Origin of the sequence: Enterobacter kobei (assembly GCF_001729765.1) — a bacterium.
Taxonomy (GTDB): Bacteria; Pseudomonadota; Gammaproteobacteria; order Enterobacterales; family Enterobacteriaceae; genus Enterobacter; species Enterobacter kobei.
In genome coordinates, this window is sequence record NZ_CP017181.1 from 1,619,495 (window position 1) to 1,631,861 (window position 12,367).

The 12,367-nt window shown below is 56.2% G+C and carries 10 protein-coding genes; 4 read left to right on the top strand and 6 right to left on the bottom strand.

Annotated elements, in window-relative coordinates; all coding sequences use genetic code 11:
• The first annotated feature begins 129 nt into the window (after positions 1–129).
• Positions 130–2,742, top strand: coding sequence for an aminopeptidase N (gene pepN, locus BFV64_RS07695; protein WP_069601882.1), 2,613 nt, complete (start codon positions 130–132; stop codon positions 2,740–2,742).
• Between the two features lie 101 nt (positions 2,743–2,843).
• Here pepN and ssuB read toward each other — a convergent pair whose 3' ends face one another.
• The 5 genes from ssuB to ssuE are packed head-to-tail and all read right to left on the bottom strand — an operon-like array spanning position 2,844 to position 7,084.
• Positions 2,844–3,614, bottom strand: coding sequence for an aliphatic sulfonates ABC transporter ATP-binding protein (ssuB, locus tag BFV64_RS07700; protein ID WP_069601883.1), 771 nt, complete (start codon positions 3,612–3,614; stop codon positions 2,844–2,846).
• A complete protein-coding gene (ssuC, locus tag BFV64_RS07705) occupies positions 3,611–4,402 on the bottom strand; it encodes an aliphatic sulfonate ABC transporter permease SsuC (protein ID WP_069601884.1) in 792 nt (263 codons plus the stop codon). Before ssuC ends, ssuB begins: the two co-directional genes overlap by 4 nt.
• A 9-nt stretch (positions 4,403–4,411) precedes the next feature.
• Positions 4,412–5,557: an FMNH2-dependent alkanesulfonate monooxygenase gene (gene ssuD / locus BFV64_RS07710; RefSeq protein ID WP_032637061.1), complete on the bottom strand. Its 1,146-nt coding sequence runs from the start codon at positions 5,555–5,557 to the stop codon at positions 4,412–4,414.
• Positions 5,554–6,516 (bottom strand): sulfonate ABC transporter substrate-binding protein, encoded by a 963-nt coding sequence (locus tag BFV64_RS07715; RefSeq protein WP_069601885.1) that lies wholly within the window; start codon positions 6,514–6,516, stop codon positions 5,554–5,556. The genes ssuD and BFV64_RS07715 overlap by 4 nt, the downstream gene beginning before the upstream one ends.
• Positions 6,509–7,084 (bottom strand): NADPH-dependent FMN reductase, encoded by a 576-nt coding sequence (ssuE, locus tag BFV64_RS07720; protein ID WP_014883241.1) that lies wholly within the window; start codon positions 7,082–7,084, stop codon positions 6,509–6,511. The genes BFV64_RS07715 and ssuE overlap by 8 nt, the downstream gene beginning before the upstream one ends.
• A gap of 249 nt (positions 7,085–7,333) precedes the next feature.
• On the opposite strand from ssuE, the gene pyrD reads away from it, so the two are divergent.
• Positions 7,334–8,344, top strand: a complete 1,011-nt coding sequence (pyrD, locus tag BFV64_RS07725; protein WP_014883242.1) for a quinone-dependent dihydroorotate dehydrogenase — start codon at positions 7,334–7,336, stop codon at positions 8,342–8,344.
• Between the two features lie 165 nt (positions 8,345–8,509).
• Entirely contained in the window at positions 8,510–9,052 is a 543-nt protein-coding gene (zapC, locus tag BFV64_RS07730) for a cell division protein ZapC (protein ID WP_050862060.1), read from the top strand.
• On the opposite strand, the gene BFV64_RS07735 is transcribed toward zapC, so the two are convergent.
• The gene (locus BFV64_RS07735) at positions 9,049–10,158 is read right to left on the bottom strand and encodes a YcbX family protein (protein ID WP_069601886.1); all 1,110 of its coding nucleotides are present in this window, start codon (positions 10,156–10,158) and stop codon (positions 9,049–9,051) included. The two genes, zapC and BFV64_RS07735, sit on opposite strands and share 4 nt — an antisense overlap.
• 98 nt (positions 10,159–10,256) lie before the next feature.
• On the opposite strand from BFV64_RS07735, the gene rlmKL reads away from it, so the two are divergent.
• The gene (gene rlmKL, locus BFV64_RS07740) at positions 10,257–12,365 is read left to right on the top strand and encodes a bifunctional 23S rRNA (guanine(2069)-N(7))-methyltransferase RlmK/23S rRNA (guanine(2445)-N(2))-methyltransferase RlmL (protein WP_023332608.1); all 2,109 of its coding nucleotides are present in this window, start codon (positions 10,257–10,259) and stop codon (positions 12,363–12,365) included.
• Positions 12,366–12,367: the final 2 nt, after the last annotated feature.

Sequence of the window (12,367 nt, forward strand, 5' to 3'; positions counted from 1 at the left end):
TGAGTTCATATTATACAAATGTAGCGAAAAAGGTGTTTCTGCCTGAAAAGATGAACATTCTGCATAGCGCGTTTTGCGCAACAGGAATATATTGAAACGTTACTCGACAAACGATGCATAAGGTTTTCTATGACACAACAGCCACCAGCCAAATACCGCCACGACTACCGTGCGCCGGAATACCTGATTAGCGATATCGACCTGACGTTTGACCTGGATGCCACAAAAACCGTCGTGACGGCGGTGAGTCAGGTGACGCGCCACAGTGCGACTGCCGTGCCGCTGCGTCTCGATGGCGAAGACCTGACGCTGGTCTCCCTGCATATTAATGATGAACCCTGGTCAGAGTATAAAGAAGAAGGCAACCAGCTGGTCATCGACAACCTGCCGGAACGCTTTACGCTGCGCATCGTGAATGAAATCAGCCCTTCAGCCAACACGGCGCTGGAAGGGCTTTACCAGTCAGGCGTGGCTCTGTGTACCCAGTGTGAAGCCGAAGGTTTCCGCCATATCACCTGGTACCTGGACCGCCCGGACGTCCTGGCGCGCTTCACGACGAAAATCATCGCCGATAAAACGCTTTATCCGTTCCTGCTCTCCAACGGTAACCGCGTCGGTGAGGGCGAACTGGAAAATGGTCGTCACTGGGTGCAGTGGCAGGATCCGTTCCCGAAACCGTGCTACCTCTTTGCGCTGGTGGCGGGTGATTTTGATGTGCTGCGCGATACGTTCAAAACTCGCTCCGGGCGTGAAGTGGCGCTGGAGCTGTTTGTTGACCGTGGCAACCTTGACCGCGCACCGTGGGCGATGACCTCGCTCATCAACTCCATGAAGTGGGACGAAGAACGTTTCGGCCTCGAATACGACCTCGACATCTATATGATCGTCGCCGTCGATTTCTTTAACATGGGCGCGATGGAGAATAAAGGTCTCAACATCTTTAACTCCAAATACGTACTGGCACGTACCGACACCGCTACCGATAAAGACTACCTTGATATCGAACGCGTCATCGGCCACGAGTATTTCCATAACTGGACCGGTAACCGCGTCACCTGCCGTGACTGGTTCCAGCTGAGCCTGAAAGAGGGACTGACCGTCTTCCGCGATCAGGAGTTCAGCTCCGATCTGGGCTCTCGTGCGGTAAACCGTATCAACAACGTCCGCACTATGCGCGGCCTGCAGTTTGCGGAAGATGCCAGCCCAATGGCGCACCCAATCCGTCCGGATAAAGTCATTGAGATGAACAACTTCTACACCCTGACGGTGTATGAGAAGGGCGCTGAAATTATCCGTATGATCCACACCCTGCTGGGCGAAGAGAACTTCCAGAAAGGGATGCAACTCTATTTTGAGCGTCATGACGGCAGCGCGGCGACCTGTGACGATTTTGTGCAGGCGATGGAAGATGCTTCTAACGTGGATCTCTCTCACTTCCGCCGCTGGTACAGCCAGGCCGGGACGCCGATTGTCACCGTTAAAGACGACTACAACCCGGAAACCGAGCAATACACCCTGACCATCAGCCAGCGCACGCCGCCAACCGCCGAGCAGGAAGAAAAACATCCGCTGCACATTCCGTTCAGCATTGAGCTGTATGACAACGAAGGCAAAGTGATCCCGCTGCAGAAGGGCGGTCACCCGGTACACCACGTACTGAACGTAACCCAGGCAGAGCAGACCTTTATCTTCGATAACGTCTATTTCCAGCCGGTGCCTGCGCTGCTGTGCGAATTCTCCGCCCCGGTGAAGCTGGAGTACAAGTGGAGCGATCAGCAGCTGACGTTCCTGATGCGTCACGCCCGCAACGATTTCTCCCGCTGGGATGCCGCGCAGAGTCTGCTGGCGACCTACATCAAGCTGAACGTGAACCGTTACCAGCAGGGCCAGCCGCTGACGCTGCCGGTGCATGTAGCAGACGCGTTCCGTGCGATCCTGCTGGATGAATCTATTGATCCGGCGCTGGCGGCTGAAATTCTGACCCTGCCGTCGGCAACTGAAATTGCCGAGCTGTTTGACATCATTGACCCGATTGCCATCGTGGCCGTGCGTGAAGCGCTGACCCGCACGCTGGCTGCTGAACTGGCGGACGAATTCCTCGCCATCTATAACACCAATAAGCTTGATGCTTATCGCGTTGAGCACGCGGACATTGGTAAACGTTCTCTGCGTAACACCTGCCTGCGTTATCTGGCGTTTGGTGAAACCGAGCTGGCGAACACGCTGGTGAGCACGCAGTATCATAAAGCGGACAATATGACCGACGCGCTGGCCGCGCTGGCGGCGAGCGTTGCCGCTGAACTGCCGTGCCGCGATGCGCTGATGCAGGAGTACGACGACAAGTGGCACCAGGATGGTCTGGTGATGGACAAATGGTTCATTCTGCAGGCGACCAGCCCGGCGGCCGATGCGCTCAGCAAAGTCCGCAGCCTGCTGAAGCACCGTTCGTTCACCATGAGTAACCCGAACCGCGTGCGTTCCCTGATTGGTGCGTTTGCCAGCAGCAACCCGGCCGCGTTCCACGCGGAGGACGGCAGCGGTTATCAGTTCATGGTGGAAATGCTGACCGAACTGAACAGCCGTAACCCGCAGGTGGCGTCGCGTCTGATTGAGCCGCTGATCCGTCTGAAACGCTACGATGCGAAGCGTCAGGCGAAAATGCGCGCCGCGCTTGAACAGCTGAAAGGGCTGGAAAACCTGTCCGGCGATTTGTACGAGAAGATCGCGAAAGCCTTAGCGTGATGTAAAAAGCCCGGTGGGCAGGTAAAAGCAAAACGGCAACCCAGGTTGCCGTTTTTTGTGTTTTCTCCCTCTCCCTGTGGGAGAGGGCCGGGGTGAGGGCATCAGGCATTAGCCTTAACTCGCTGTAACTCCGTTCCCCCGCGCTTCATCACCCGATCTAGCACTTCTGCCTCCAGCTCCGCCAGTCTTGCCGAACCGACACGACGAGGACGTGGAAGATCCACTGTCAGATCCAGACCAATTTTTCCGTCTTCTATTAACAGCACCCGGTCGGCCATCGCCACGGCTTCGCTGACGTCATGCGTGACCAGCAGAACCGTGAATCCATGCGTCTGCCACAGGGATTCAATCAGATCCTGAATTTCGATCCGCGTTAAGGCGTCGAGCGCGCCGAGCGGCTCATCAAGCAACAGCAGGCCCGGACGATGAATCAACGCCCGTGCCAGCGCCACGCGCTGCTTCTGCCCACCCGACAGCGCAGCAGGCCATTCACCGGCGCGGTTTTCCAGTCCGACGGCGGCCAGCGCCTGACGGGCTTCATCCCGCCAGTGTCCTTTGAGCCCCAGCCCGACGTTATCAATCACCGTCTTCCAGGGCAGCAGTCGCGCATCCTGAAACATCATGCGGGTATCGTCCTGAATAGTGGCCAGCGGCGTTGTCCCTGCCAGAATGTCGCCGCCGTTAGGGGATTCCAGTCCGGCCAGAAGGCGCAGCAGCGTACTCTTGCCGCCGCCGCTGCGCCCGACAATGGCCACAAACTGCCCGGCGGGAATATGCAGATCCAGCGCGTTAAGAATGGTGTTTTCGCCGTAGCGTTTGGTCACGCCGTTTAACAGTAACGGTGTCCCCTGATTCAGTCGTGCCGTATTCATGCTTTCGCCTCCTGAAGGGTATACGCCGGGTTCCAGCGTAGCCAGCTGCGTTCCAGCCACTGGGCGCTGACGTCGGCGAGTTTGCCAAGCAGGGCATAAAGGATAATGGCAACCACCACGACGTCCGTTTGCAGGAACTCGCGGGCGTTCATCGCCAGGTAGCCGATGCCGGAGTTGGCTGAGATTGTCTCCGCAACAATCAGCGTCAGCCACATCAGGCCGAGGGCAAAACGCACTCCGACCATGATGGAGGGCAGGGCGCCCGGCAGGATCACATGTAGAAAGAGAGAAAAACCTGACAAGCCATAGCTTCGCGCCATCTCCACCAGGCCGCGATCGATATTGCGGATGCCGTGCCAGGTGTTGATGTAAATCGGGAACAGCGTGCCCAGCGCCACGAGGAAGATCTTCGCGCTCTCATCAATCCCAAACCACAGAATGACCAGCGGGATCAGCGCCAGATGCGGCACGTTACGCAACATCTGAATGGAGGTATCCAGCAGCCGCTCACCCCAGCGGGAAAGACCGCTGATCAACCCCAGCGCCAGGCCGATGCTGCCGCCAATAGAGAACCCAATCACCGCGCGCCAGGAACTGATCGCCAGATGCTGCCACAGCTCACCGCTGACGCTCAGCGACCAGAACGCTTCTACAACGCCCTCAGGAGAGGGCAGAATACGGCTCGACAGCCAGCCGGTGGACGATGCGAGCTGCCAGAAAGCCACAATGCCGACGGGTAAAAACCACGGCGCGGCGCGCAGCAGCCATTTTTGTGAGGTGGCAGACATGGTCACTCCTTAGCTTTGCGCGGCTTTTCGAGGGATAAATTCGTTTGCCACCGCTTCACCCTGCAGCTGAAGCTGCTGTGGCTGCGGAATTTCCGGGATGGCCACATCCAGATGCGGGAATAACAGCTCGCCTACTTTGTAGGCCTCCTCCAGGTGCGGATAACCGGAGAGAATAAAGCTGTCGATACCGAGGTCGGCGTATTCATTAATCCGCGCTGCCACGGTCGGGCCGTCCCCGACCAGCGCCGTGCCCGCACCGCCGCGCACCAGGCCAACGCCTGCCCACAGGTTCGGGCTGATCTCCAGCTTCTCGCGCTTGCCGTTGTGCAGGGATGCCATTCGGTGCTGTCCGACGGAGTCGGTTTTGGCAAACGCGGCCTGCGCCTTTGCGATGGTCTCATCGTCCAGATGGGATATCAGACGGTCTGCCGCCCGCCAGGCCTCTTCAGTGGTTTCGCGAACAATCACGTGCAGACGAATACCGAAGCGCACCTTGCGGCCATGGGCGGCCGCTTTAGCGCGCACCTGGGCAATTTTCTCTTTCACCAGCTCAGGCGGTTCGCCCCAGGTCAGATACAGATCGACCTGCTCGGCAGCCAGATCCTGGGCTACATCCGACGACCCGCCGAAATAGAGCGGCGGGCGTGGCTGTTGTACCGGCGGAAAATAGAGTTTCGCGTCACGAACGTGGATATGCTTGCCTTCGAAGGTGACGGTTTCACCTTCAAGCAGGCGCCGCCAGACGCGGGTGAACTCGGCAGAAGCCTCATAGCGCTCGGTGTGGTCGAGGAACACGCCATCGCCTGCCAGTTCCTGCGGATCGCTGCCCGTCACCAGGTTAAACAGGGCACGGCCGTTGGAGAGTCTGTCCAGCGTTGCCGCCTGACGCGCTGCCACGGTGGGGGAGACCACGCCTGGACGTAACGCAACCAGGAACTTCAGACGCTGGGTGACCGGTATCATCGACGCGGCGACCAGCCAGGCATCTTCACATGAACGCCCGGTTGGGATCAGCACGCCGGTGAAACCGATGCGGTCCGCCGCCTGTGCAATCTGCTGCAGGTAGCCATGGTCAACCGGGCGGGAACCCTCTTCAGTGCCAAGATAGTGGCCATCTCCGTGGGTAGGTAAAAACCAGAAAAGATTCAGACTCATGATTTAGCTCCTTCTTTGCCTGCGGGTTGCCAGATGCGTTCGCGAATATCGACCTGTTTTGGCACCAGGCGGTTTTGATAGAAGAGGTCAGCGGTTTGTTGCTGTAGCGCGGCGACGTGCGCATCCACGGGTGAAATGGTGGTCGGCGGACGGTGGCTGAGGTAGCTCGCAATCACCGGTTCAGGTAAGCCCATGGTTTTCGCCAGCAGCGCAATACTTTCCTGACGCTGGCTTTGGGTCAGCGTGTCGGCCTGCGTAAAGGTATCCAGTACGCTCTGAATAAATGCGCCATTCTTTTCCGCGTAAGGACGCGCGGCAAGGTAGAACGAGCCGGTCTGCTTCAGCGTCGTGCCATCCTTCAGCACACGCACGCCTCCTTGCAGTAATGCTGCGGAGTAGTACGGATCCCAGATAGCCCAGGCATCAACATTCTTCTGCTGGAACGCGGCACGAGCGTCGGCTGGAGTCAGGTAAACGGGCTGAATGTCCGTGAATTTCAGCCCGGCCTCCTGTAAAGCGCGCAGCAGCAGGTTGTGTGAACTGGAGTCTTTCTGAAAAGCGACCTTATGACCTTTTAGGTCGGCAACGCTTTTAATCTCGCTGTTTTCAGGCACCAGAATGACTTCGGCCTTCGGTTTAGGCGGTTCAACGCCGACATAAACGAGGTCCGCCCCAGCAGCCTGGGCGAATATCGGCGGAATATCGCCTGTGCTACCAAGATCGATACTGCCTACGTTTAAGGCTTCCAGCATTTGAGGACCGGCAGGAAACTCGATCCAGGCAAATTTGGTGTCCGGGAAGCGTTTTTCCAGAAGCTGGTGACTTTTTGCCAGCACCATACTGACGCTGCCTTTCTGATAGCCAATGCGTAAACTGTCCGGCGCTGTTTCTGCGGCCTGAGCCAGCCCGGCCAAGGCCATCAGGCCAGCCAGCCCGAGGCGGGTTAAGGTTTTAAACATGTGCGACTCCTTGAGGCTGGCCAAACGCAGGTGCCTGGATATCCCGGCGATGCAGCGCGTGCCAGAAGGTTTCCAGCGCAGCATCGAGGCGCGTTTGCAGATTCGGCGTAAAGTGCGGCTTGTGTTGATAATCAATGACCTGCGAATCGTCCGCGAAAACCCCATGGAGAATCTCTTGTGCTTTCAGGGCATTCAGGACCGGTTTCAGGGCATAATCCACCGCCAGTAAATGGGCAACCGTTCCGCCCGTTGCCAGCGGCAGCACCACTTTGCCGTCCAGCGCGCGCTCCGGCAGTAGATCGAGCAGGGTTTTCAGTGCGCCAGAAAAAGAGGCTTTATAGATCGGTGTCGCCACGATTAAACCGTCTGCCTCTTTCAGTTGCTCTGTGAGGGTTTTCAGCGCAGGGCTGTCGAAACGGGCGTACAGCAAATCTTCGGGTTCGAAGTTATGCAGATTCCAGTGGCACACTTCCACATCCAGCGCATTGAGCTTTTCACGGGCATATTCCAGCAGGGCGCTGGAACGCGAAGGGAATCGTGGACTTCCGGCCAGGGTAATGACGCGCATACTTCCTCCTTATAACCAATTGTTTGCTTTTATCTAACATTCATAACAATTTTCAGGAGTGTGACACCGCGCGGTTATTCCACTAAATGATTTATCTGCAATTAAAATGCGAAAAAGTGCATAAGAAAGAGACCGGGAGGTAAACGTTTGCGTTTTACGCTGATTTTTTTGCCGCAGGTCAATTCCTTTTCGCAGCGGGATCGCCCATAATCCCCTCCCGGTTTGCACACCGGGAATCCAGGAGAGTTCATGTACTACCCCTTCGTTCGTAAAGCCCTTTTCCAGCTCGACCCTGAGCGCGCTCATGAATTGACATTCCAGCAATTACGTCGCATTACCGGAACGCCTCTGGCGGCTCTGGTGCGCCAGAATGTGCCGGAAAAACCTGTGCAGTGCATGGGTCTGACCTTTAAAAACCCGCTGGGTCTGGCGGCCGGTCTGGACAAAAACGGTGAGTGCATTGATGCCCTGGGCGCAATGGGCTTTGGCTCCATTGAAATCGGTACCGTTACCCCGCGTCCACAGCCGGGAAATGATAAGCCGCGTTTGTTCCGCCTGGTGGAAGCCGAAGGGCTGATCAACCGCATGGGCTTTAATAATCTCGGCGTTGATCACCTGGTCGAGAACGTGAAAAAAGCCCATTTCGATGGGGTGCTGGGCATTAATATCGGTAAAAATAAAGACACGCCGGTTGAGCAAGGTAAAGATGACTATCTGATTTGTATGGAAAAAGTCTACGCCTATGCCGGTTACATCGCGGTGAATATTTCATCGCCGAATACCCCGGGCCTGCGTTCTTTACAATATGGCGAAGCGCTGGACGATCTTCTCAGCGCCATTAAAAATAAACAAAATGAACTGCAGGCGATCCACCATAAATATGTTCCGGTCGCGGTGAAGATCGCGCCGGATCTTTCGCCTGAAGAATTGATCCAGGTTGCCGACAGTTTAGTTCGCCATAATATTGATGGTGTTATTGCGACCAATACGACGCTCGATCGCTCCCTCGTTCAGGGAATGAAAAACTGTGACGAAGCGGGTGGGTTAAGTGGCCGTCCGGTACAATTAAAAAGCACCGAAATTATTCGTGCTCTGTCTGCAGAATTAAAAGGGCGTTTGCCGATTATTGGTGTCGGCGGTATCGATTCGGTCATTGCTGCGCGCGAGAAGATGGCGGCAGGGGCATCGCTGGTGCAAATCTATTCCGGCTTTATTTTTAAAGGACCGCCGCTGATTAAAGAAATCGTTACGCATATCTAATCTTTTCTCTTAATCAGACAACCAGGGCTTTATTTCCAGCCCTGGTTGTTTTATATTCCGTCACTGTTGCTTATTTAGACATTCTGGTCTTTTATTAATGATGTTATAAACGAAGCGACAATCAGGACATTTTTAGTACAGGACGTTTGGGGACGGGAGAGAAACATGCGAATTAAACCTGACGATAACTGGCGCTGGTATTTTTGCGACGAGCACGATCGTATGATGCTCGATTTAGCCAATGGCATGTTGTTTCGTTCTCGTTTTGCCCGCCGAATGTTAACCCCGGACGCGTTTTCACCCTCGGGCTTTTGCGTTGACGATGCTGCACTTTATTTCTCCTTTGAAGAAAAATGTCGCGATCTGGTGCTCTCTAAAGAGCAGCGTGCCGAGCTGGTATTAAATGCGCTGGTGGCGATTCGTTTCCTGAAACCGCAAATGCCGAAAAGCTGGCATTTCCTGCCGCACGACATGAACTGGACGCCAGCAACGGGTGATGCGGCCAGCGTCAATCTGAGCGATACCGCCGAAGAGGTGAGTTTGTTAGTGGTGGAGCCGGGCGAAAATGCTGCGCTTTGTCTGCTGGCGCAACCCGGCGTGACGATTGCCGGGCGCGTAATGCAGTTAGGGGATGCGATCAAAGTCATGAATGACAGGCTGAAGCCACAGCTGCGTGTCGATTCCTTCAGCCTCGAACAGGCGGTTTAAGCTTCCAGCTGTACGGATGTTTTCGGTACGCAGCTACAGCACAGAATTGTGCCGTCGTTTCCCACTGCCGATTTCTTCAGCGCTGTCACTTCTCCCTCTACCAGCTTGATGCGACAGCATCCGCAGATTCCCGCACGACAAGAATACGGTACGCGAATACCGGCCTGTTCCAGTTGCTCCAGCAGCACCTGCTGATTGTTGCCACGAATAATTTTGCCCTGCCAGTGAATATCCACGGCAGAGGCGACGTTCGTCTCAACTTCAACGCTTTCTTCTTCCTGACCGGCGCCGTACACTCTCGCAGGCCCGCGGGCGAGGATTTCGACCTCATCGCCCACGCGGATCACACCGCTGGAGCGGGGGATCAGGTTCTGGCCGAAATCGACATTGCCGTTATCCTGGGCGGTGCGGAACGATTGCAGCGTTTTCAGCGGTTCGCCAGAGGGGTGCTTTTGCCCTTTTTCCGGACTCACGGTGGTAAAGATACAGCGGCTGCACGGCTTGACGACATCAAAGATGACGCTACCAATGCGGATCGTTTTCCAGGTGTCTTCTTCCCACGCATCGGCACCGGTTACCACCAGGTTCGGACGGAACTGCTCCATCTGCACGCTGGCCTTACAGCGGTTTTGTAAATCACGCAGCGACGCCTCGTTGGTCAGCAGGAACGGGAAGCCGTCGGCGAAGGAGAGTGGAACGGCATCGTGGCGCTTCACGCGGCGCGTCAGTTCAGGCCCCACCCAGCGCAGCTGCACGTCGCGGGAAAAGAAGCCGCTTAGCCAGCGGTTAATCTCTTCCGGGGCGATGCGCGCGGTAAAATGGTTACCCCAGACTTCCGTTGGCGCGTCGACGGGCGCAAAATCAGCAAAGCGAATCACCGTGCTGGAACCGTCCGGCGCGGTCAAATGCAATCCGTCATGAAGCGGGGAAGGGGTAAAGCGAACCATCTGCGGGAACTGGCGCGCGGTGATGAACGTACCGTCAGGCTCGGTGACCATAAAAATACGATCGAAGGCAAATCCGCTCATGTCTGCCAGTGCGTGAGAAACGCCGATGCCGCGCATGGATTTCACCGGATGAATAAAAAGCCTGGATAACGTCGCCACTGCATACTCCCGCAAATGAAAATAAGCCTTCAACTTTATGACATACACGCCATATTAGCTATAATGCGCGACAATTTTCTAAGAGTAAAAGTGACGATATGAATTCTCTGTTTGCCAGTACGGCCCGTGGGCTGGAAGAGCTGTTAAAAACTGAACTGGAAGCCCTGGGTGCGCAAGAGTGCCAGGTAGTTCAGGGTGGTGTCCATTTTGAGGGCGACACGCGGCTTATTTACCAGAGCCTGATGTGGAGCCGTCTGGCATCGCGCATCATGCTGCCGATGAAGGAGTGCAAGGTCTATAGCGACCTTGACCTCTATACCGGCGTACAGATGATCGACTGGACAGAGATCTTCACCCCAAATGCCACCTTTGCGGTGCATTTCAACGGCGTGAACGATGAGATCCGCAACAGTCAGTACGGTGCGCTGCGCGTGAAAGACGCCATTGTGGACTGCTTCACCCGTAAGAATAAGGAACGCCCTAATGTCGATCGCGAAAATCCGGACCTGCGTATCAACGTCTGGCTGAACGGCGACACGGCGAGCATTTCTCTCGATCTGAGCGGCGCGGGTTTGCATTTACGTGGCTATCGCGATCGCACCGGGATGGCGCCGATCAAAGAAACCCTTGCCGCAGCCATTGTGATGCGCTCCGGCTGGCAGCCGGGCACACCGCTGCTCGATCCGATGTGTGGTTCCGGTACGCTGCTGATTGAAGCCGCAATGCTGGCTACCGACCGTGCGCCAGGGCTGCACCGCGGTCACTGGGGCTTTAAAGGCTGGGCGCAGCATGATGAAGCCCTCTGGAAAGAGGTCAAAGATGACGCGCAGAGCCGTGCGCGTAAAGGCCTGGCAGAGTACACCTCGCATTTCTATGGTTCGGACAGCGACCCGCGCGTGATTGAACGTGCGCGAAGCAACGCCCGTCGAGCGGGTATCGGTGAGCTGGTCACCTTCGACGTGAAAGATGTCGCGAACCTGACCAACCCGCTGCCGAAAGGCCCGTACGGTACCGTAATCAGTAACCCGCCATACGGTGAGCGTCTGGACAGCGAACCGGCGCTGATCGCCCTGCACAGCCTGCTGGGCCGCAATATGAAAGACTATTTTGGCGGCTGGAATCTGTCTCTGTTCAGCGCGTCGCCGGAGCTGTTGAGCTGTCTGCAACTGCGCGCCGATCGTCAGTTTAAAGCAAAAAACGGTCCGCTGGACTGTGTGCAGAAAAACTACCATCTGGCAGAAAAAGCGGCGGACAGTAAGCCAACCGGCGTGGCGGAAGATTACGCCAACCGTCTGCGCAAGAACCTGAAGAAATTCGAGAAGTGGGCGAAACAGGAAGGGATTGAATGTTACCGCCTGTACGATGCCGACCTGCCGGAGTACAACGTGGCGGTTGATCGCTACGCCGACTGGGTTGTCATTCAGGAATATGCTCCGCCAAAAACCATTGATGCACAAAAAGCGCGCCAGCGTATGCTGGACGTGATTGCGGCCACCATCGCCGTGCTGGGCATTGCGCCGAACAAGCTGGTGCTGAAAACCCGCGAGCGTCAGAAGGGCAAAAACCAGTACCAGAAGATGGGCGAGAAGGGTGACTACATTGAAGTGGGCGAATATAACGCCCGCCTGTGGGTTAACCTGACCGACTATCTCGATACCGGTCTGTTCCTTGACCACCGCATCGCCCGCCGTATGCTCGGCCAGATGAGCAAGGGGAAAGATTTCCTCAACCTGTTCTCCTATACCGGCAGCGCGAGTGTGCATGCCGGCCTCGGCGGCGCGCGCAGCACCACTACCGTGGATATGTCGCGTACCTACCTGGAGTGGGCCGAGCGTAACCTGCGTCTGAACGGTTTAACCGGGCGCCAGCATCGCCTGATGCAGGCCGACGTGCTGGGCTGGCTGCGTGATACCGATGAACAGTTCGACCTGATCTTTATCGATCCGCCGACCTTCTCCAACTCTAAGCGCATGGAGGATAGCTTTGACGTTCAACGCGACCACCTGCGCCTGATGACCGACCTGAAGCGCCTGTTGCGTAAAGGCGGCACCATTATGTTCTCGAACAACAAACGCGGCTTCCGTATGGATCACGACGGTTTAGCAGCCCTGGGACTGAAAGCACAAGAAATTAGCCAAAAAACGCTGTCTCAGGACTTCGCCCGTAACCGTCAAATCCATAACTGCTGGTTGATTACCGCGGTCTGAAA